At 69.5% G+C, this 21380-nt stretch carries 19 protein-coding genes and 1 pseudogene; 13 read left to right on the plus strand and 7 right to left on the minus strand.

Annotated elements, in window-relative coordinates; translation table 11 throughout:
* The 5 genes from boxA to pcaF all read left to right on the plus strand — a co-directional run.
* Positions 1–1164, plus strand: a 1164-nt coding sequence (gene boxA / locus AC07YZ_RS00005; RefSeq protein WP_494793231.1) for a benzoyl-CoA 2,3-epoxidase subunit BoxA, incomplete at its 5' end; no start/stop codon positions are given.
* Positions 1164–1982, plus strand: coding sequence for an enoyl-CoA hydratase-related protein (locus AC07YZ_RS00010; RefSeq protein ID WP_413465771.1), 819 nt, complete (start codon positions 1164–1166; stop codon positions 1980–1982). The genes boxA and AC07YZ_RS00010, both read left to right, overlap by 1 nt.
* Positions 1979–3493: a 3-hydroxyacyl-CoA dehydrogenase gene (locus AC07YZ_RS00015; RefSeq protein ID WP_226493422.1), complete on the plus strand. Its 1515-nt coding sequence runs from the start codon at positions 1979–1981 to the stop codon at positions 3491–3493. The genes AC07YZ_RS00010 and AC07YZ_RS00015 overlap by 4 nt, the downstream gene beginning before the upstream one ends.
* Positions 3490–3939 (plus strand): MaoC family dehydratase, encoded by a 450-nt coding sequence (locus AC07YZ_RS00020; RefSeq protein WP_226493421.1) that lies wholly within the window; start codon positions 3490–3492, stop codon positions 3937–3939. Before AC07YZ_RS00015 ends, AC07YZ_RS00020 begins: the two co-directional genes overlap by 4 nt.
* On the plus strand, positions 3936–5138 hold the full coding sequence (gene pcaF, locus AC07YZ_RS00025) for a 3-oxoadipyl-CoA thiolase (protein ID WP_494793232.1): 1203 nt from the start codon (positions 3936–3938) through the stop codon (positions 5136–5138). Before AC07YZ_RS00020 ends, pcaF begins: the two co-directional genes overlap by 4 nt.
* A gap of 1 nt (position 5139) precedes the next feature.
* Here the strand turns inward: pcaF and AC07YZ_RS00030 are convergent.
* From AC07YZ_RS00030 to AC07YZ_RS00060, 7 genes and pseudogenes are all read right to left on the minus strand, one after another.
* A pseudogene (locus tag AC07YZ_RS00030) lies at positions 5140–5522 on the minus strand (MFS transporter); the annotation flags it as partial.
* A gap of 41 nt (positions 5523–5563) precedes the next feature.
* Positions 5564–6118 (minus strand): NUDIX hydrolase, encoded by a 555-nt coding sequence (locus AC07YZ_RS00035; protein ID WP_494793233.1) that lies wholly within the window; start codon positions 6116–6118, stop codon positions 5564–5566.
* Between the two features lie 86 nt (positions 6119–6204).
* Positions 6205–7257, minus strand: a complete 1053-nt coding sequence (locus AC07YZ_RS00040) for a TRAP transporter substrate-binding protein (RefSeq protein ID WP_226493418.1) — start codon at positions 7255–7257, stop codon at positions 6205–6207.
* 206 nt (positions 7258–7463) lie between these two features.
* Positions 7464–8162, minus strand: coding sequence for a fumarylacetoacetate hydrolase family protein (locus tag AC07YZ_RS00045; protein WP_494793234.1), 699 nt, complete (start codon positions 8160–8162; stop codon positions 7464–7466).
* Positions 8163–8313: 151 nt separating this feature from the next.
* Entirely contained in the window at positions 8314–8637 is a 324-nt protein-coding gene (locus AC07YZ_RS00050) for a 2Fe-2S iron-sulfur cluster-binding protein (RefSeq protein WP_494793235.1), read from the minus strand.
* Between the two features lie 14 nt (positions 8638–8651).
* Entirely contained in the window at positions 8652–10130 is a 1479-nt protein-coding gene (locus AC07YZ_RS00055) for a glutamine synthetase family protein (protein WP_494793236.1), read from the minus strand.
* A complete protein-coding gene (locus AC07YZ_RS00060; RefSeq protein ID WP_494793237.1) occupies positions 10127–11512 on the minus strand; it encodes a Rieske 2Fe-2S domain-containing protein in 1386 nt (461 codons plus the stop codon). The genes AC07YZ_RS00055 and AC07YZ_RS00060 overlap by 4 nt, the downstream gene beginning before the upstream one ends.
* 78 nt (positions 11513–11590) lie before the next feature.
* Between AC07YZ_RS00060 and AC07YZ_RS00065 the strand changes: the two genes are divergently transcribed.
* From AC07YZ_RS00065 to AC07YZ_RS00100, 8 genes are all read left to right on the plus strand, one after another.
* Positions 11591–12310: a GntR family transcriptional regulator gene (locus tag AC07YZ_RS00065; RefSeq protein ID WP_494793238.1), complete on the plus strand. Its 720-nt coding sequence runs from the start codon at positions 11591–11593 to the stop codon at positions 12308–12310.
* A 232-nt stretch (positions 12311–12542) separates the two neighbouring features.
* On the plus strand, positions 12543–14114 hold the full coding sequence (locus AC07YZ_RS00070) for a thymidine phosphorylase family protein (RefSeq protein WP_494793239.1): 1572 nt from the start codon (positions 12543–12545) through the stop codon (positions 14112–14114).
* Positions 14114–15037, plus strand: a complete 924-nt coding sequence (locus AC07YZ_RS00075; RefSeq protein ID WP_494793240.1) for a ribose-phosphate diphosphokinase — start codon at positions 14114–14116, stop codon at positions 15035–15037. The genes AC07YZ_RS00070 and AC07YZ_RS00075 overlap by 1 nt, the downstream gene beginning before the upstream one ends.
* 165 nt (positions 15038–15202) lie before the next feature.
* A complete protein-coding gene (locus tag AC07YZ_RS00080) occupies positions 15203–16672 on the plus strand; it encodes an NfeD family protein (protein WP_494793241.1) in 1470 nt (489 codons plus the stop codon).
* Positions 16665–17450 (plus strand): slipin family protein, encoded by a 786-nt coding sequence (locus AC07YZ_RS00085; RefSeq protein WP_226493409.1) that lies wholly within the window; start codon positions 16665–16667, stop codon positions 17448–17450. The genes AC07YZ_RS00080 and AC07YZ_RS00085 overlap by 8 nt, the downstream gene beginning before the upstream one ends.
* Positions 17451–17466: 16 nt before the next feature.
* Positions 17467–19230 carry an acetate--CoA ligase gene (gene acsA, locus AC07YZ_RS00090; protein WP_494793242.1) on the plus strand — a complete coding sequence of 588 codons (1764 nt, stop codon included), beginning with the start codon at positions 17467–17469 and terminating at the stop codon, positions 19228–19230.
* A gap of 106 nt (positions 19231–19336) precedes the next feature.
* Positions 19337–20335 carry a pyruvate dehydrogenase (acetyl-transferring) E1 component subunit alpha gene (gene pdhA / locus AC07YZ_RS00095; protein WP_494793243.1) on the plus strand — a complete coding sequence of 333 codons (999 nt, stop codon included), beginning with the start codon at positions 19337–19339 and terminating at the stop codon, positions 20333–20335.
* A gap of 46 nt (positions 20336–20381) precedes the next feature.
* Positions 20382–21374, plus strand: a complete 993-nt coding sequence (locus AC07YZ_RS00100; RefSeq protein ID WP_494793244.1) for an alpha-ketoacid dehydrogenase subunit beta — start codon at positions 20382–20384, stop codon at positions 21372–21374.
* The last annotated feature ends 6 nt before the right edge of the window (positions 21375–21380 follow it).

A 21380-nucleotide genomic window follows, 5' to 3' on the forward strand; every position in this document is an offset into this window, starting at 1 on the left:
TGGTGCAACGACTGCATCTCGCCGTGCCCCACCGGCTCCATCGACAACTACCGCACCATGCCGCGCATCAAGGCCTATTCGCTGGCCGAGCAGTTCAGCTGGGACAGCCTGCCGGCCGAACTCACGGCGGCCGAGCGCGCCGCACTCGTGGGTGATGCAGTGGCCGATGTGGCCGAACCCGCCACCACCGAGACCGAAGCCGCCGCCGAAACACCCTCCACCGACCCCAGCGGCCAGGAAAGCTTCAAGTCCGCCGCCTACGGATCGATCATCCCGCCCTGGAGCGCCGCCCACGCCTACACCAACCTCTACGGCCCCAAGGCCGCGCAGAAGACCGTCACGGCCACCGTCACCGGCAACGTGCGCGTGACCGAAGTGGGCAAACAGGCCGGCCACGACTACGACACCCACCACATCGTGCTCGACTTCGGCGCCATGCCCTTCCCCGTGCTCGAAGGCCAGTCCATCGGCATCGTGCCGCCCGGCACCGACGCCCAGGGCAGGCCGCACCACCCGCGCCAATACTCCATCGCCAGCCCGCGCAACGGCGAGCGCCCGGGCTACAACAACCTGTCGCTCACCATCAAGCGCGTGCTCGAAGACCACCAGGGCCAGCCCGTGCGCGGTGTGGCCAGCAACTTCATGTGCGACCTGCAGGTGGGGGACACGGTCGAGGTGATCGGGCCCTTCGGCACCAGCTTCCTGATGCCCAATCACCCCAAATCCAACATCGTGATGATCTGCACCGGCACGGGCAGCGCGCCCATGCGGGCGATGACGGAGTGGCGCCGGCGCCTGCGGCAAAGCGGCAAGTTCGAGGGCGGGAAATTGATGCTGTTCTTCGGTGCGCGCACGAAAGAAGAACTGCCGTACTTCGGCCCCTTGCAGAACCTGCCCAAGGACTTCATCGACACCCACTTCGCCTTCTCGCGCGAGAAGAACAAACCCAAACGCTACGTGCAGGACGCGATGCGCGAGCGCGCGGCCGACCTGGCCGTGCTGCTGCAGGACCCGAACACGTATTTCTACGTGTGTGGCTTGAAGAGCATGGAAGAGGGTGTGGTGCTGGCGCTGCGCGATGTGGCGACCCAGGCCGGGTTGAGCTGGGAGCAGATCGGCGCGGCGCTCAGGCGCGAGGGGCGGCTGCACCTGGAAACCTATTGATGAACGGACCCACGGACATGAGCATTTTTGATACCTTGGTCGTTTCGCGGCGCGCCCCTGGCGTGGCCCAGGTCACCATGTCGCGCCCGGCGGTGTTCAACGCTTTCGACGAGACCATGATCGGCGAACTCGACGCTGCGTTCACCGAGCTGGAGGCCGATCCTTCCGTGCGCGTGATCGTGCTGGCGGGCGATGGCAAACATTTCAGCGCGGGGGCCGACCTGCAGTGGATGCAGCGCGCCAGCGCCGCGAGCCATGAATGGAATCTGGCGGACGCACGCCGTTTTGCCGGCATGCTGGCGCGCATCGAAGCCTGCGCCAAGCCCACGGTGGCGCGGGTGCAGGGCGCGGCGCTCGGCGGGGGCGTCGGCCTGACCTGCGCCTGTGATGTCGCGGTGGCCGCCGACAACGCCAGTTTCTCCGTCAGCGAAGCGAAGTTCGGCATCCTGCCGGCCGTGATCGGCCCCTATGTGACCAACGCGGTGGGCAAGCGCCAGGCGAAGTGGCTGGCCCTCACCACCACACGCATCGGTGCCGCGAAAGCGCTGGCCATCGGTCTGGTGCAGCAGGTGGTGCCGCCGGAGGCGCTGGACGCTGCGGTGGATGCGACCGTCCAGGAGCTGCTCGCCGGTGGCCCCAACGCCCAGCGCGAGATCAAGCAGCTGTTTGCTCAGCTGCAGGTCGGACCGATCACGCCCGAAGCGCGCGAGCTGACCGCACAGACCATCGGCCGCGTGCGCGGCACCGACGAGGCGCGCGAGGGCTTCGCCGCCTTCCTCGCCAAACGGCCCGCCACCTGGATTCCGAGCGCCACATGACCCCTCTCCACAACGCGCCGGTGCTGGTTGTCGGCGCCGGCATTATGGGCGCGGGCATCGCGCAGGTAGCGGCCCAGGCGGGCCACCCGGTGTTTCTGTTCGACATGCGCGAGGGTGCCGCGGCGCAGGCCAAGTCGAAGCTCGCGGCGACGCTCGACGGCCTGGTGGCCAAGAGCAGGATCACCGCCGAGGCCGCGGTGGCCACACTGGCGCGCATCGAGCCCATCGGCTCGCTGGACGCGGCCGCGGGCGCCGCACTGGTGGTCGAGGCCATCGTCGAAAACCTCGATGCCAAGCGCAGCCTGTTCCGGCAACTGGAGTCGGTGGTCGGCGAGACCGCCATCCTGGCGTCCAACACCTCGTCGATTTCCGTCACCGCCATCGCCAACGGCCTGCAGCGGCCCGAGCGTTTCGTGGGCATGCATTTCTTCAACCCCGTGCCGCAAATGAAGCTGGTGGAGGTGGTGTCCGGCCTGCAGACCGATGCCGCGGTGGCACAGGCCATCGAAGCCCTGAGCGTGGCCTGGGGCAAGGTGCCGGTGCACGCGCGGAGCACGCCGGGCTTCATCGTCAACCGCATCGCGCGACCGTATTACGCCGAGACCCTGGCCCTGCTGCAGGAGCAGGTGGCCACGCCGCAGCGCCTGGACGCCTGCTTGAAGGCGGCGGGCTTTCGCATGGGGCCCTGTGAGCTGATGGACCTGATCGGCCACGACACCAACTTCGCCGTCACGAACTCGGTCTTCGAGGCCAACTTTGGCGACAAGCGCTACGTGCCTTCGCTGGTGCAGCGCGAGCTGGTGGACGGTGGCCTGCTGGGCCGCAAGAGCGGGCGCGGCTTCTACACCTACCCCGAGGGCGTGCCGGCGTTGCCCGCAACCGCGCCCGAGGTGCCGCTGGCGATGGGACCCGTCACCGTGCACGGCGACGGCGAGATCGCCGACCGGCTGGAACAGCTCGTCGCCGAGGGCCGCTTGTCCGGCGACGCAGCGCCCTCGCGCCAGCGACAGAGCGCCTGGGTGGGCCTGGCCATCGGCGCCGCCCGGCTCGTGCTGACGGATGGACGCACCGCGGGTGAGATCGCGGCGCGTGAAGGGGTTGCCGATGTGGCGGTGTTCGACCGCCCGCTGTTGTGGCCAGCGGCTCCCGGCGGCGCGCTCGCCTATGCGGTGGCACCGCAGGCCAGGGCCGACTGGCGCGAGCAGGCCCCGGCGTGGCTTACCGCACTCGGCTTTGTGCCCGTGCCCATGGCCGATGCCCCCGGGCTGGTGGTGGCGCGCACGATCGCCATGCTGATCAACGAAGCCGCAGACGCCGTGCTGCAAGGCGTGTGCACCCCCGAAGGCGCCGACGCCGCGATGAAGCTCGGCGTCAACTACCCGGCCGGGCCGTTCGAGTGGCTGGCGCGCTGGAGCGTGGCTGGCGTCACGCAGGTGCTGGAGGCGCTCGACGCGCATTACCGCGGTGAGCGCTACCGTGTCAGCCCCTGGCTCAGAAGGAAACACACATGAAGTTCGTCGAATTCCATGCGGGGCAGGTCATCGAGGCGGGGCCCTACGAGCTGGGTGAAGCCGAGCTGATCGACTTTGCGCAACGGTACGACCCCCAGTGGTTTCACACCGATCCGCAAGCGGCCGTTGCCGGCATCCACAGCGGGCTGATCGCCAGCGGGTGGCAGACCTGCGGCATCGCCATGCGGCTGGTCGCCGACGCGGCCTTGCAGGGCTCGGAGTCGTTTGCCTCGCCAGGGCTGGCCTACGTGAAATGGCCACACCCGGTGCGCGCCGGGGACCGGCTGAGCCTGCGCGCGACGGTGATCGACACACGCCGGGCCAGCAGCAAGCCCACGCTCGGCATCCTGCGCTGGCGCTGGCAACTCTTCAACGCGGCCGGCCACGAGGTGCTGGACCTCGAAGCGACCAGCCTGTTCCACCTTCCCCAACAGGACACCCCATGACCCAGGCCTACATCTGCGACGCGATCCGCACCCCCTTCGGCCGCTACGGCGGCGCCCTCAGCAGCGTGCGCACCGACGACCTCGGCGCCATCCCGCTGCGCGCCCTGATGGCGCGCAACCCGAGCGTGGACTGGGCCGCCATCACCGACGTGCTCTACGGCTGCGCCAATCAGGCCGGTGAGGACAACCGCAACGTCGCCCGCATGAGCAGCCTGCTCGCCGGCCTGCCGCTGGAGGTGCCCGGCGCCACCATCAACCGCCTGTGCGGCTCCGGCCTGGACGCCGTGGGCACGGCCGCCCGCGCCATCAAGGCCGGTGAGGCCGGCCTCATGATCGCCGGCGGCGTGGAAAGCATGAGCCGCGCCCCCTTCGTCATGCCCAAAGCCGAGAGCGCCTTCAGCCGCAACAACGCCGTCTACGACACCACCATCGGCTGGCGCTTCGTTAACAAACTCATGAAAGCCCAGTACGGCGTCGATTCCATGCCCGAAACCGCCGAAAACGTGGCGACCGAGTTCAAGATCGAGCGCGAAGCCCAGGACCGCATGGCCCTGGCCAGCCAGATGAAAGCCGTGGCCGCGATCCAGGCCGGTCACCTGGCGCGCGAGATCTGCCCGGTGAGCATCCCGCAGAAAAAGGGCGACGCCCTCGTCGTGGACACCGACGAACACCCGCGCGAAACCAGCCTCGAAGCCCTGGCCAAGCTCAAGGGCGTGGTCAAACCGGACGGCAGCGTGACGGCCGGCAACGCCAGCGGCGTGAACGACGGCGCCTGCGCGCTGCTGCTGGCCGACGAGGCCACGGCGGCGAAGAACGGCCTCACACCCAAGGCCCGCATCGTCGGCATGGCCACGGCCGGTGTGGCCCCGCGCATCATGGGCATGGGGCCGGCCCCGGCCACGCAGAAGGTGCTGGCCCTCACCGGCCTCACGCTGGACCAGCTCGACGTGATCGAACTCAACGAAGCCTTCGCCGCGCAAGGCCTGGCCGTGCTGCGCACCCTGGGTCTGAAAGACGACGATGAACGCGTGAACGCCTGGGGCGGCGCCATCGCCCTGGGCCACCCGCTGGGTGCCAGCGGCGCACGCCTGGCCACCACGGCGGTGAACCGCCTGCACGCCACGGGCGGGCGCTACGCGCTGTGCACCATGTGCATTGGCGTGGGGCAGGGGATCGCGTTGGTCATCGAACGGGTCTGAAGTCCAGGGCCGCGGCGCGGGGCAGCGCCAGGTTGAGTGGCAGGCCCACCAGCAGGTGCAGCCCGGCCCAGGCCAGGCAGGCGCCGCGCCAGCCGACCTGGGCTTCGAGCAGACCGCTCAAGGGCCAGCCCACGGTGCTGGCGAAGCCGGCCAGCAGCGTGATGCCGGTGATGGATGTCCGTGCCTGGGTGCCCTGCAGCCGGACCAGGGCGGAAAAAGCCGCTTCGTAGAGCCCGCCCCCATGGCGATGCCCAGCACCAGTCAGGCCAGCATCAGGCCCACCGTGCCCTGCGCCTGGGACAGGCCCGCCAGTCCGGCGGCGAACAGCAGGCTGCTGCCGGTGAGCACCGGGCGGGCGGCCCAGCGGTCGATGGCGCGACCGGTCAAGCCCATCGGTGCGAACGCCATGGGCTCAGCCGCTGCGCTCAGGCGATGTCGAAGGCGTGAAAACCGAAACGGCCCGCGCGCCGGTCGGCGAAATAGTGTTCCAGCGTTTCCTTGACGGTGCGAAAGGCGATCTCGTCCCAGGGAATCTGGTCTTCGGTGAACAGCCGGGCTTCGATGGTTTCGGTGCCGGGGTTGAACTGCGTGCTGAGCAGGCGCGCGCGGTAGTACATGTGGACCTGGCCCACGCGCGCGACGTTCATGAGGGTGAAGATGTCGCCCATCTCGAACTGTGCGCCGGCTTCTTCGTCGGTCTCGCGGGCCGCGCCCTGCGCGGTGGTTTCGCCCAGCTCCATGAAGCCCGCGGGCAGTGTCCACTTGCCCCGGCGGGGTTCGATGTTGCGCAGGCAGAGCAGCACGTATTCGCCGGTCTCGCCCCACACGGGCACGGTGCCGACCACGTTGAGCGGGTTTTCGTAGTGGATGGTGTGGCAGGCGGGGCAGACCGCGCGGGGCTTGGTGTCGCCGTCGTCGGGGATGCGGTAGCTGACGGCGGCGCCGCATTGTCTGCAGTGCTGGATGGGGCTGCGGTGCATGCCGCAAAGTGTAGGGGGAAATGAAAAAGGGCCCCTTGCGGAGCCCTTCAAGACGCGTGGGGCGCGGGCCCCGGCGCGGGTGGCGCTCAGCCTTTGGTGGTCTTGCCGTGCTTTTCGATCAGGGCCTTGGCGGTGTCGAGCAGCTGCTTGCCGTTGAAGCCGCGCTTGTCCATGTCCTGCACCCACTCCACCTCCACCAGGCGGGCCTTGCGCTTGAATTCCTGCGCCTCGGCCGCGGGGATGGTGTGGATCGTGTTGCCGAGTTTCACGGCGGACTCGCGGCCCGGCTTGTCGCCGCTTTGCTGCACCTTGCCCAGCCAGGCCGAGGTTTCCAGGCCCGAGTTCTTGTCGATGACGGCCTTGAGGTCGGGCGGCAGCGAGAAGTACTTGGCCTTGTTCATCGCCAGGATGAAGGTGGTGGTGTAGAGCGCGCCGCCCGAGGGGTCGAACTCGCTGTGGAACTTGGCCAGTTCCTGGACCTTCACCGCGGGCACCACTTCCCAGGGGATCACGCAGCCGTCGATCACGCCCTTGGAGAGCGCGTCGGGGATCTGCGGCAGCGGCATGCCCACGGGCGTGGCGCCCAGGTAGCCGAGCATCTTGGTGATCTGGCGGGTCGGGCCGCGCACCTTGGAGCCCTTGAGGTCTTCGGCGGTCTTGACCTGCTTGTTGCGCATGTGGAACATGCCCGGGCCATGCACCTGCAGGGCGATCGGCTGCACTTCCTTGAACTCGTCCTTGGCGACGGTCTGCACGTATTCCCAGTAGGCCTTGGAGGTGGCTTCGGCGTTGTTCATCATGAACGGCAGCTCGAACACCTCGATGCGCGGGAAGCGACCCGGGGTGTTGCCCGGCAGGGTCCAGACGATGTCCACCACGCCGTCCTTGGCCTGGTCGTAGAGCTGCACCGGCGAGCCACCCAGCTGCATGGCGGGATAGGCCTCGAACTTGATGCGGCCGTCGGAGTCCTTGGTGACCTTGTCCATCCAGGCCTTGTGCATGTTGAGCCACACGTTGGACTGCGGCGACATGAAGGTGTGGAACTTGAGGGTGACGGTCTGCTGGGCGAAGCCGACGAGGGCGGGCGCGCCAAAGGCCACGGCGGCACCGGATTGAAGCAGGGTTCTGCGCTGGATCATGGGGAGGTCTCCTGGGGTCGGTCGAAAAATGAGGGAAGGCAAGACCCGGCAACGGTAAGGGTTTCGCACCGCGTCGGGCAGGGGTCAAACCCGCAAACGGGATCGCGGGTGAGGTTTGCGTGATTTATTTTTGTAAAACCAATTCACCCCTGCGGAATTATAGGAAGGAGCCCCCGGGGGTAAACCCGGGGCCGGCGGGCCGGGGTTCAGGCCACCTGGACGGTGATGCCGCTCAACCCGTCGATGCCGCCGGTCATGGTGTCGCCGCGCACCACCGCGCCCACGCCCGCGGGGGTGCCGGTGTAGATCAGGTCACCGGCCTGCAGCTCCCAGGCGTTGGAGAGGTGCTCGATGGTTTCGGCGACGTTCCAGATGAGTTGGCTGACCGCGCTGCGCTGGCGGTCGCTGCCGTTGACCTGCAGCCAGATGGCCGCGTGGTGGATGTCGCCCGCGTCCGCCGCGGGGGTGATCGGGCCGATGGGGGCGGACTGGTCGTAGCCCTTGCCGATGCACCACGGCCGGCCCTGCTTCTTCATCTCGGTCTGCAGGTCGCGGCGCGTCATGTCCAGGCCGACCGCGTAGCCGTAGATGTGGCTGGCGGCGTCTTCGGCCTTGATGCCGCGCCCGCCCCGGCCGATCGCCACGACCAGTTCAATCTCGTGGTGCAGGTTGGCCGTGAGGCTGGGATAAGGGATGGTGGCCACGTGGCCCGGCTCGGCGACAACGATGGCGTCGGCCGGCTTGAGAAAGAAGAACGGCGGCTCGCGGCCGGTGAAGCCCATCTCTTTGGCGTGTTCTTCGTAATTGCGGCCCACGCAGTAGATGCGGTGGACCGGAAAGCGCTCGGCACGGCCGACCACGGGCACGGACACGACGGGGGGCGGGGTGAAGGTGTAGGAGGTCATAAGAGGGAGGGAAAGAGGTTAAAGAAAACTCGCGGCAGCACAGTGTGCCTCCGGCGCACGTGCCTGTGCCCAGGATGCCGCGGAACTGGCTTTGCCAGGCCGCAGGGCATCGCCCCCTGGGGGGTGGCGCGAAGCGCCGCGGGGGGGGGGGTCAATGCTGCTTCGCCGGCAACCGCACCACCAGGCCGTCGAGCTCGGGCGTGAGCACGATCTGGCAGCTCAGGCGGCTGTCGGGCTGGGCCGGGCAGGCGGCGAAGTCCAGCATGTCGCCCTCGTCGGCCACCGGGGGCGGCAGCTGGTGAATCCAGGGCGCGTTGACCATGACGTGGCAGGTGGCGCAGGTCAGGGTACCGCCGCAGTCGGCTTCGATGCCGCGCACGTTGGCGTCCACGGCGGCCTTCATGAGGCTCTGGCCGGGTTCGGCCTGGATGTCTTGCACCGACTGGTCGGCGGCGATGAATCGGATGTGGATCATGGTGGTGGAAGGGTTCAGATGCGGCTGAAGTATTCGCGCCGTTCGAAATCGGCCTTGTCGTCGGCCTGGGCGTGGCGGTCGATTTCGCTGCGCTTGATGCGGCGGAAATAGCGCACGACGTCGGAGCCCAGGCCCTGGCTGAGCGCGGCGTCGTCGCGCAGGGCGTCCAGCGCATCGCCCAGTGTGCCGGGGATTTTCTCGAAACCGTCGGCGTAGGGGGTTTCGCAGGCGGGCGGGGGCGTGAGGCCGCGCTCCAGGCCGTCGAGCCCGGCGTGGATCTGCGCGGCGATGTAGAGGTAGGGGTTGGCCGCCGGTTCGCCCACGCGGTTTTCGATGCGGGTGGCGGCGTCGCCCGCCGCCCCCACCACGCGCAGCATGGCGCCGCGGTTGTCCTGGCCCCAGATCACGCTCTGAGGTGCCAGCGCGTTGGGGCGGAAGCGGGCAAAGCCGTTGATGGTGGGCGTGCACAGCGCCGTCATGCCGGGGGCGTGGGCCAGCAGGCCGGCGAGCCAGTGGGCGCCGGCGTCCGACAGCGTGTGGCGCGCGTCGGCGCGGCTGCTGCCCGCTGCGGGCGCTTCGCGCACGCAGGCGTTGGCCCCGGTTTTCAGGTCCACCAGCGACTGGTGCAGGTGCCAGCCGCTGGACATGATGTTCGGAAACGGCGGGCGGCACATGAAGGTGGCGTGGTAGCCCGCGCGGCGCAGCGCCTGGCGCACGCCGTTGCGAAACAGCACCATCTGGTCGGCCGCGGTGAGGGCGTCGGTGGCGTCGAACACGGCTTCGACCTGGCTCGGGCCGAGCTCGATTTCCAGCGACTGCAGCGGCAGGCCCAGCGCCTGCGCGGTGCGCATGACGATGGCCAGCGGCTCATCGGCCAGGTCGATCAGGGCCTCGGACTGCAGGTTGTAGCCGGGGTGGATCATTTCCACCTGCGGCGGCAGGCCGGGCCAGGCGGCGCGCTCGGGGTCGAGCTGGGGCGCGGTGTCGGTGATGCGGTAGATGTGGAATTCCACTTCGAGCCCGGTCTTGAGCCCATAGCCCGCCTGGGCCAGCCGCGCCAGCGCCCGCTGCAGCACGCGCCGCGTGTCCAGCGGCACGGGCGTGCCGTCGGGAAACCAGGGCTGGCAGCGCAGCCAGCCGGTGTGGGCCTGCCAGGGCAGGGGGGTGAAGCTGGCCGGGTCGGGCAGCAGCATCAGGTTGGCCGCGCCGGCAAACCCGGGCAGGTCGTCCGCGCCACCGGGCTCGAACACCTTCCACGCGGTGCGGTCGGCCGTGTCCTTGAGCATCAGCGTGCCGACCATGCCCACGCCGTCGCGCAGCGCCTTGATCGCGGCGTGCGCCATCAACGTCTTGCCGCGCAGCATGCCGTGCGCGTCGCACCAGCCCAGGCGCACGCGCTGGACGCCGCTGGCTTCGATGAGCTGGGCGGTCTGCAGGCAGGCGGCTTCGCGGGCCGCGTCGTGGATGCCGCAGCGTTGGGCGAAAGGGCTCATTTCGCGCCGGCCGTTTCGGTGGCGGGCTGCGCGGCGGCGTTCTGCCAGGGCGCGCCCGCGCGCTTGGCGCGCACGGCGTCTTGCCACCAGGCCTGCCAACCCTCGGCGGGGGCGATGCCGTCCACCGTGTCGGGGCCGTGGATGCTGGCGTGTTGTGCCGGGTCGGCGATGCCGGGCGGTGTGCCCCCTGCGGCCACGGTGTCCATGGCCTGCAACAACATGCGCCGGTTCGCCATGATCACTTTGTCGGTGGTGCCCAGGTGTTCGCGCGTGCGGTCCTGGATGGCGCCCATGCTCTCGCAGGCCCACTGGTCGTGCACGTTGATGTCGTCCTCGCCCATGCCGAGGTAGGTGCGGTTCTGCTGCTCTTCGGCGTTGAAGCCCCACTGGTTGTGGCGGCCGGACTTCGGGATGTAGTCGGGCAGGGTGACGGCGTCCAGGCGCTGGTTGCGCATGGTGTTCTTGTCCACGGGATCGGCGAAGCTGGTGAAGAAGGCGAACCAGTAGTTGTGCGTGTCGTCCACCGGCACGTGCATCTGCGTGATCGTCATGGTTTCGGACAGCGGGATCACGAAGGTCTGCGGGAACACCGCGTTGGTGATGCGCACGTGGGTGAGCGCCTCGGTCATGGGGCGCAGGGCGGTCAGCTGGATGCCGTAGGGCTGCTGCGTGAAGCTGATCTGTGGCTGGCCGAATTCGCGCATCACCTTGGTCATGGGCCAGCGCTCGCCGCCCACCTCGCCCACGCTGGCGCCGCGGAACTGCTTGCCGTAGCTGTCTTCGAGCGAAGCGTCGTTGAAGAAGCGGTGCAGGTACGAGGCGTGCGCCGGGTCGATGCCGACCTCGAAGGCCTGCAGCCAGTTGCAGTGCCACAGGCCCTTGAACACGAAGCTGTGCGTGGCGGGCGCCTCGAAGCAGTCCAGCGCGGGGAAGGGCGGTGGCGTGCTGCCCTCGGGGCCGAACCAGCCGAACAGCGCGCCCGCTTTTTCCACCAGCGGGTAGCTGCGCTGCCGGATGCGGGTGCACAGCGTGCTGCCGGCGGGCTCGGCCGGGGTTTCGGTGCACTGGCCTGACACGTCGAACTTCCAGCCGTGGAAGGGGCAGCGCAGGCCGTCGCCCTCGTTGCGGCCGTAGGCCAGGTCGGCGCCGCGGTGCGGGCAGTCGCGGTCGAGCAGGCCGAAGGCGCTTTGTGCGTTCCTGAACAGCACGAAGTCCTGCCCCAGCACCCGCACCGCCTTCACCGGGCGCACGCCCATGGCCGGGTCCAGCGCCGGGTTGAACTCGTCGAGCAGGGCCACCGGCTGCCAGTAGCGGCGCAGCAGCTCACCGCCCGGTGTGCCGGGCCCGACCTGGGTGATGCGCTGGTTCAGTTCGGCTTTCATGCGGGGGCTCCTGTAGGCGGGCGAGAGAGGGTTGTTAAACGGTATCCCATTTTGTCGATTCAGTGTACAGTTTGCGGCATGAGCCTGCAAGAAACCGTTTTGATGCAACTGCGCGACCTGATCCTGAGCGGCGAGTTCGCGCCCGGCCAGCGGCTGGCCGAGCAGCAACTGGCCGAGCGGCTGGGGGCCTCGCGCACGCCGGTGCGCGCCGCGCTGGTCACGCTGGAGCAGGAGGGGCTGGTCGAGGCCAACGACACCGGCAAATACCTGGTGCGCCAGTTCACTGCCCAGGAGGTGACCGACGCGATCGCGGTGCGCGGCCATCTGGAAGGCATGGCTGCGCGGCTGGTGGCCGAACACGGCGTGTCGCGCCAGCTCCAGGGTGGTCTGCGGGCCTGTCTGGACGAGGGCGACCGCCTGCTCCAGGCCCAGCCGCTGACGATGGAGAGCTACGCCGCCTACGCGGCCATGAACGACCGCTTCCATGCGCTGATCCTGGAGGCCTGCGGCAACCGGGCGCTGCAGCGCGCTGTGGCGCTCAACGACAAGCTGCCGTTCGCTCCCGCCTCGGCCATGTTGCCCATGCAGGGCACGGTGGCGCTGGACCGCGACTGGATGCTCTACGCCCATCGCCAGCACCACATGCTGTGCGACGCGTTGCAGCGCGGCGAGGGCGCGCGTGCACAGGCCCTCGCGGTGGAGCACACCGAGGTGGCGCAGATGAACATGCGGCTGGCGCTGGAGCGGCGCGCGGAGTCCGAGCGCTTCATGCCGGGGATGCGGCTGGTCGTGGGCTGAGGACGGGGCCCCCCTGCGCCGGCCCTGCGGGCCGTCACCCCCCAGGGGGCGATGCGAGTGGCCCGGCGAAGCCGGTTCCACCGCATCCTGGGTGGAAGACATGTCGCGCCGGAGAGGGAGTGGGTCCCAGGGCACGGTTTCGTGCCTCGGGGTGGTGCTGCGGGGCCATGGAAAACCGAAGTGGGCGTGCCTTGCCGGTCGCTCGGGTCTTTCGGGGGTGTATCGTGCCGACATGAGCGCCCAACCGGAACAAGACACCCCCTGCCGTGGCAGCCTCGTGCTGCGCCGCGTGGCCATCGACACCTACCACGAGAACGTGGCCTACCTGCACCGCGATTGCGCGGTCTACCGGGCCGAGGGTTTCCAGGCCCTGTCCAAGGTGGAGGTGCGCGCCAACGGCAAACGCATCCTGGCCACGCTCAACGTGGTGGACGACGCCAGCATCGTCGGGCGCCACCAGCTGGGCGTATCGGAAGACGCCTTCAGGCAGCTCGAAGTGCTCGACGGCCACCCGGCTTCGGTCTCGCAGGCCGAGCCGCCCGAGTCCATTCCCGCGCTGTTTCGCAAGATCAACGGCGAGCGCCTGGGCCGAGACGACTTTCACGCCATCGTGCGCGACATCGCCGAGCTGCGCTACTCCAAGATCGAACTGACCGCCTTCGTGGTCGCCAGCAACCGCAGCGAGCTCGACCGCGAGGAGGTGTACTTCCTCTCCGAAGCCATGGTGGCCGCGGGCCGCCGGCTCGACTGGCACGAGCCGCTGGTGGTGGACAAGCACTGCATCGGCGGCATCCCGGGCAACCGCACCTCCATGCTGGTGGTGCCCATCGTCGCGGCCTACGGCCTGGTGTTCCCCAAGACCTCGTCGCGCGCCATCACCTCGCCCGCGGGCACGGCCGACACCATGGAAGTGCTGGCCAATGTGCAGTTGCCGTTCGACCGCCTCACCGAGATCGTGCGCGCGCACAAAGGCTGCCTGGCCTGGGGCGGCACGGCCCACCTCTCGCCAGCCGACGACGTGCTGATCTCGGTCGAGCGGCCGCTGTCCATCGATTCGCCGGGGCAGATGGTGGCCTCCATCCTGTCAAAGAAGATCGCCGCCGGCGCCACCCACCTGGTGCTCGACATTCCCATCGGCCCCACGGCCAAGGTGCGCTCCATGCCCGAGGCGCAGCGCCTGCGCCGCCTGTTCGAGTATGTGGCGCAGCGCCTGCACCTCTCGCTGGACGTGGTGATCACCGACGGCCGGCAGCCCGTGGGCCGTGGTGTGGGACCGGTGCTGGAGGCGCGCGATGTGATGCAGGTGCTGGAAAACGACCCGCAGGCCCCGAACGACCTGCGGCAGAAGTCGCTGCGGCTGGCGGGCCGCATCATCGAATGCAGCCCCGACGTGCGCGGTGGCGACGGCTTTCGCATCGCACGGGACATCCTCGACTCGGGCCGCGCGCTGGCGCAGATGCGCGCCATCATCGAGGCCCAGGGCTCGCACGGTTTCGACCACCACCACCCGCCGCTGGGGACGCTCACGCTGGACGTCGTGGCGCCCGAGTCGGGCCTGGTGGCGGGCATCGACAACCTGCAGATCGCGCTCATCGCACGGCTGGCCGGCGCGCCCAAGGTGCAGGGCGCGGGCGTGGACCTGCTGCGCAAGCTGGGCGAGCCGGTGGTCGCGGGCGAGGTGCTCTACCGCGTGTACGCCAGCTACGCCGCTGACCTCGAATTCGCGCGCCAGGCCAGCGCGCGCGCCAGCGGCTACAGCATCGGCAGCGCGGAGCAGCTGCCCCACGTGTTTGTGGAGTTCTGATGAGCACACCCCTGAACGATCTGGCCGGCTGCCTGTTGTGTTTTGAGAACGAGCGGGTCATCGCGGCCAGCGCCGCCCACGCGGCCGGGCTGAAGCTGGCCGTGATTGCGCGCCACCGCTTTCCCGACGGCGAGCTGCGCCTGCGCCTGCCCGAAGCCCTGCCGGCCCGCGTGGTGCTCTGGCGCGGCCTGCACCAGCCAAACGAAAAACTGGTCGAGCTGTTGCTGGCCGCGCAGACGGCGCGCCAGCTCGGCGCGCAGCACCTCACGCTGGTGGCGCCCTACCTGGCCTACATGCGCCAGGACATCGCCTTCAACCCCGGCGAGGTGGTCAGCCAGCGCGTGATCGGCGGTTTTCTCGCCAGCCTGTTCGACGCGGTCATCACCGTGGACCCGCACCTGCACCGCGTGACCATGCTGAGCGAGGCCGTGCCGGTGCGCGACGCCATCGTGCTCAGCGGCGCGCCGCTGCTGGCCGACCACATCGCGCGCAACCGGGTGCGGCCGGTGCTGATCGGGCCCGACGAGGAGTCGCTGCAATGGGTGTCCAGCGCCGCGCAGCGCTTTGGCTGGGACCACGCGGTGTGTCGCAAGACCCGCCACGGCGACCACGAGGTGGAGATCGAGCTGCCCGCCATGCCCGTGGCCGGGCGCCAGGTGGTGCTGATGGACGACGTGGCCAGCTCGGGCCACACGGTGGCGCAGGCCACGCGGCTGCTGTGCGCGGCGGGCGCGGCCTCGGTGGACGTGGCCGTGACGCACGCGCTGTTCGCCGCCGACGCGGTGCGGCTCATCCGCGAAGCGGGCGCGGGCCAGATCTGGAGCACCGACTGCATCCCCCACCCGAGCAACACGGTGAGCATCGTGCCGGTGGTGGCCGAGGTGTTGCGCGAGCTCGTTGCGGTCGGCCGCTCCGCGGCTTGAACGCCTCGCGGCGGGGCGTGGGGCACGCCGGGTAGGGCGGTGACGCCGCCACCCCGGCGGCGATGAAGCATGCCCGCCATGCCAGCGCCGTCCCCGGGCGGTTGGCTTGCAGGATGCCCCTCAGGCTCTTACAGTGGGCTCGTTGTCCTTCCTGCAGGAGGTGCGATGCGGTTCGATCGGGTCGTGCATGCCGCGGTGTCTGGCGGGCGAGCCTTCGGCGCTGCGGGGCGCTGTGCACTGCTGGCGCTGCTGCTGGGCCTGGCGGGGTTCGCCGCGCATGCCGCTGCTCCGGCCACCGTGCTCACGGTGCACGACGCCATCGGGCCGGCCAGCGCCGACTACATCGTTCGCGGCCTGCAGCGCGCCCAGCGGCAGGGCGCCCCCCTGGTGGTGCTGGAGCTCGACACCCCGGGCGGGCTGGACAGCTCCATGCGCCAGATCATCCAGGCCGTGCTGGCTTCGCCGGTGCCCGTGGTCACCTATGTGAGCCCGCCGGGCTCGCGCGCGGCCAGCGCCGGCACCTACATCCTCTACGCCAGCCACGTCGCCGCCATGGCGCCGGCCACCACATTGGGCGCGGCCACGCCTGTGGCCATTGGCATGCCCGGCGCGCCGCAGCCCCCCAGGGAGCGGCCCGACGCCGACCCGGCTCCCAAAGGGGAGCCCGGCAAACCCGGCGCACCCGCCCCCGCGTCGCCGGCGGACGCCATGACCGCCAAGCAGGTCAACGACGCGGCCGCCTTCATCCGCGGCCTGGCCATCCGGCACGGGCGCAACGTGGCGTGGGCCGAGCGCGCGGTGCGCGAAGCGGTGAGCCTGAGCGCGACCGAGGCCCTGCGCGAGAAGGTGGTCGACGTGGTGGCCAGCGACCTCCCGGACCTGCTGCGCCAGATCGACGGGCGCACCGTGCGCATGGCCAGTGGCGAACTGCGCCTGCAGACCCGTGGCCTGGGCACCGTCGCCCAGCCCCCCGACTGGCGCCACCGCCTGCTGGGCGTGATCGCCAACCCCAGCCTGGCGCTGATCCTGCTGATGATCGGGGTCTACGGCCTGATGTTCGAGTTTTCCTCGCCCAGCTTCGGCCTGGCCGGCACGGTGGGCGCGGTCTGCCTGCTGCTCGCGATGTTCGCGCTGCAGTTGCTGCCCGTGAACTACGCGGCCCTGGCCCTGATCCTGCTCGGTTTTGCGCTGCTCGCCGCCGAGCTGCTGTCGCCGTCGTTTGGCGTGCTGGGCGTGGGCGGTGTCGTGGCGTTCATCACCGGCGGCCTGCTGCTGTTCGACCGCGACGTGCCCGGCATGGGCGTGCCGCTGCCGCTGCTCTTCGGCATCGCCGTCACCGCCGGGGCCGCGGTGCTGCTGGGTGGTGGCATGGCGCTGCGGGCGCGCCGCGCCCCCGTGGTCAGCGGAGGCGAAGACATGATCGGCGCCCTGGGCGAGGTGGTCCAGGTGCAGGACGGTCAGGCCTGGGCCGAGGTCCGTGGCGAGCGCTGGCAGGTGCGCGCTGACACTGCGCTGCGACCCGGGCAGCGCGTGCGCGTGGAGGCCCTGCACGACCTGTCGCTGCAGGTGCGGCCGGAGGCCGCCACACCGCCCCCATCTCCCCACCCATCGGAAGGAGGCACCCACGATGTTTGATTTCAACCTGGGGCTGGGCACGGTTCTCGTGCCCGTCGTGCTGATCCTGCTGGCGTCGTCGTTTCGCATCCTGCGCGAGTACGAGCGCGGCGTGGTGTTCCAGCTGGGCCGGTTCTGGAGGGTCAAGGGCCCGGGCCTGGTGCTCGTGATTCCCGGCCTGCAGCAGATGGTGCGGGTCGATCTGCGCGTGGTGACCATGGACGTGGAGCCGCAGGACGTGATCTCGCGCGATAACGTGTCGGTCAAGGTCAACGCGGTGGTGTTCTTTCGCGTGGTGGCGGCCGACAAGGCCATCATCCAGGTGGAAAACTACCTCATGGCCACCAGCCAGCTCGCGCAGACCACCTTGCGTGTGGTGCTGGGCAAACACGAGCTTGACGAAATGTTGGCCGAGCGCGAGCGGCTGAACCTCGACGTGCAGCAGATCCTGGACGCGCAGACCGGCGCCTGGGGCATCAAGGTGACCAACGTCGAGATCAAGCACATCGACCTGAACGAGTCCATGGTGCGCGCCATTGCGCGCCAGGCCGAGGCCGAGCGCGAACGGCGCGCCAAGGTGATCCACGCCGAAGGCGAAAAACAGGCGGCGGTTTCCCTGCTGGAAGCGGCGCGGATGCTCGCGCAACAGCCCGAGGCCATGCAGCTGCGCTACCTGCAGACCATGACCCAGGTGGCCGGCGACCGCGCCTCGACCATCGTATTCCCGCTCCCGATGGACCTGCTGGGGCGTATGCTGCAGACACCCCAGCCGACGTCGCCGCCGGCCCAACGCGAGTGAATCCAGGAGACCGTCCATGGCACATGCACCCATTCACAAGCCCGAGGTTCATGCGTCACCGCCCAACCTGACCGACTACGACGCCACGGTCGCCCGGTTCAGCTGGCCCGAGGCACTGGGGCAGCTTGATGGTCTGCCCGGTGGCGGCGGGCTGAACATCGCCCACGAGGCGGTGGACCGCCACGTGCTGCACGGCCGGGGCCACAAGACCGCGATCCGCTGGCTGGGCAAGAACGGCGAGCGGCGCGAGTTCAGTTACGCGGACCTGGCGCGGGCCACCAACCAGTTCGCCAATGCGCTCGAACACCTGGGAGTACAGCCCGGCGAGCGCGTGTTCATCCTGATGGGGCGCCTGCCCGAGTTGTACGTGGCGCTGCTGGGCGCGCTCAAGGCGCGCTGTGTCGTGACGCCGCTGTTTTCGGCGTTCGGGCCCGAGCCCATCGTCACGCGGGCCGAATTGGGCGACGCGCGCGTGCTGGTCACGACGCCGGAGCTGTACCAACGCAAGGTGCAGGATCTGCGCGAGCGCCTGCCCGGCCTGCGGCACGTGATCGTGGTGGGTGCGGTGCCGTCGGACGAGGGTGGGGTGCACCCTTGGGGAGCGCTGGTGTCACCCGCCCCCACCGCCTACACCATCGCCCCGACCGATCCGGAGTCCATGGCCCTGCTGCATTTCACCAGCGGCACCACCGGCCGGCCCAAGGGGGCGGTGCACGTGCACGCCGCCGTGCTGGCGCACATGGTCACCGGCCGCTACGCGCTCGATCTGCACGACGACGATGTGTTCTGGTGCACGGCGGACCCGGGCTGGGTCACGGGCACGAGCTATGGCGTCATCGCGCCGCTGGTCTGCGGCGTGACCAATGTGGTGGTCGAGGCCGAGTTCGATGCGCAGACCTGGTACGGCGTGCTCGAGCGCGAGCGCGTGAGCGTCTGGTACACCGCGCCCACCGCCATCCGCATGATGATGAAGCTCGGCGCCGAGGCCTTGAAGGGTGTCGATCTGTCGGCGTTGCGATTCATGGCCAGTGTGGGTGAGCCGCTGAATCCGGAGGCCGTGGTCTGGGGGCTGGAGGCGTTTGGCCTGCCGTTCCACGACAACTGGTGGCAGACCGAAACGGGCGGCATCATGGTGTCGAACTACGCGGCGATGGACATCCGCCCCGGCTCCATGGGCAAGCCCTTGCCGGGCATCGTCGCCGCGGTCGTGCGCCGGACCGAGGGCGGGCATGTCGAACCGATCGCGACGCCCGACGTGGATGGCGAACTGGCACTGCGAACGCCCTGGCCGTCCATGATGCGCGGCTACCTGCACGAGGACGAGCGCTACCGCAAGTGCTTCGTGGACGGCTGGTACCTCACGGGCGATCTGGTGCGCCGGGACGCCGATGGCTACTACTGGTTCGTCGGCCGTGCCGACGACGTGATCAAGTCGTCCGGCCACCTGATCGGGCCCTTCGAGGTGGAGAGCGCCTTGATGGAACATCCGGCCGTGGCCGAGGCTGGCGTCATCGGCATTCCCGACCCGATGGCGGGCGAGGTGGTGAAGGCCTTCGTGGCCCTCAAGCCGGGCCACGAGGCGAGCGAGGCGCTGCGGCGCGAGCTGCTGGGCCATGCCCGCAAGCGCCTGGGCGCGGCGGTGGCGCCCAAGCAGATCGATTTCCGCGACAACCTGCCCAAGACGCGCAGCGGCAAGATCATGCGCCGCCTGCTCAAGGCGCGCGAGCTCGGTCTGCCCGAGGGCGATCTGTCCACGCTGGAAAGCGACGAAAAGAAATGAGAGCCCCCACGCTCCGCCGCTCCGCGGGTCGCTGCCCCCCCCCCGGGGGGCTGGTCCTGCCTTGGGGCGGCCCGGCGGCAGGCCCGCTGATGACTGAGGCCACGACATGACCGACAAGCTCCATCTGGACCGCGCGCACCTGCACCACCTGTACCGGGAGATGTTGCGCATCCGCCGCTTCGAGGCCAAGTGCGTCGAGCTCTACCAGGCGCAGAAGATCCGGGGTTTCCTGCACCTGTACGACGGCGAGGAGCCGGTGGCCGTGGGCGTGATGGCCGCGCTGGAGGCGCGCGACGCGGTGGTGGCCACCTACCGTGAACACGGCCAGGCGCTGGCGCGCGGCGTGCCCATGCGGGCGCTGATGGCCGAAATGCTGGGCAAGCTCGAAGGCTGTTGCCGCGGGCGTGGTGGCTCCATGCACATCTTCGACCGCGAACGGCGGTTCTTCGGCGGCAACGCCATCGTGGGTGGTAGCCTGCCGCTGGCCGTGGGCATCGCCATGGCCGACAAGCAGCTGCGCCCCGGCGCGCTCACCGCCTGCTTCTTCGGCGAAGGGGCGGTGGCCGAGGGGGCGTTTCACGAAAGCATGAACCTGGCCGCCCTCTGGCAACTGCCGGTGCTGTTCGTCTGCGAAAACAACTTGTACGCCATGGGCGTGCCCCTGAAGGACGCGGAGTCGCAGACCGACGTGTACCGCAAGGCCGAGGCCTACCGCATGGCCAGCGCGCAGGTCGACGCCATGGAACCGGTGCAGATGGCCGCGGCTGCCCGCCGGGCGGTGGATCACGTCCGCGCCGGCCTGGGGCCTTTCTTTCTGGAATGCCGCACCTACCGCTACCGCGCGCATTCGATGTTCGATACCCAGGCCTATCGCACGCGCGAGGAGGTTGAGGGCTGGAAACGCCGCGACCCGATCGAGCGCCTGCGCCGCTGGATGGAGGACAACCACTTGCTGAGCCCCGACGAGGCGGCCGCGATCGACGCAGGCATCGCCGCCGAGATCGACACCGCCGTGGCTTTTGCCGAGGCGGGCACGCTGGAGCCGGTGGCCGAACTGGAACGCTTCGTCCTGATGGACAGCGTCGTGCAGGAGCAGGCGGCATGACCCACCGCGCTTGCATCCCTTGGGTGGCGACTCGGCAGGAGGTGCGATGAACACGACCCCCATGAAGATGACCTACCGCGAAGCCTGTCGGCAGGCGATCCGCGAGGCACTGTTGTCGGACCCCCGCTGTTTCGTGATGGGCGAGGACGTGGGCAAGTACGGCGGTTGTTATGCGGTGACCAAGGGCTTGCTGGAGGAATTCGGCCCCGCCCGCATTCGCGACACGCCACTGGCGGAGAACGGCTTTGTGGGCGCGGGCATCGGCGCGGCGCTCACCGGTCTGCGGCCCATCGTGGAGATCATGACCTGCAATTTCAGCATGCTCGCGCTGGACCAGATCATGAACAACGCGGCCACCTTGTCGCACATGTCGGGCGGGCAGTTTGCCGTGCCCGTGGTCATCCGCATGGCCACGGGCGGCGGTCGGCAGCTGGCGGCCCAGCACTCGCACAGCCTGGAGGGCTGGTATGCGCACATACCGGGGCTCAAGGTGCTGGCGCCCGCCACGGTGGAAGACGCCCGCCACATGCTGGCGGCGGCGCTGGCCGACCCCAACCCGGTGCTGCTGTTCGAGCACGTGGTGCTCTACAACGCCGAAGACGAGATCGATCCGGCCGTCACGGCGGTGGACATCGCGCACGCCAGACGGCGGCGCTCCGGTTCGGACGTGAGCCTGATCACCTATGGCAACAGCCTGCCGAAGTGCCTGGCCGCGGCCGACGCGCTGGCGGGCGAGGGCATCAGCGCCGACGTGATCGACCTGCGCGTGCTGCGTCCGCTGGACATTGCCGCGGTCATCGAATCCGTGGCCCGCACCCACCGCTGCGTGATCGTGGACGAGGGCTGGAAAAGCGGCTCGATCTCGGCGGAGATCTCCGCCCGACTGGCCGAAGACGCGCTGCACGAGCTCGATGCCCCGGTGCGCCGCGTCTGCAGCCGCGAGGTGCCGGTGCCCTATGCGGCACAGATGGAAGAGGCCTCGCTGCCACAGGTGAGCGACATCGTGGCGGCCGCACGCGGCCTGGTGAACCCGGGGTAGCACAGC

It is taken from the genome of Hydrogenophaga sp. GW101-3F08, assembly GCF_059424585.1.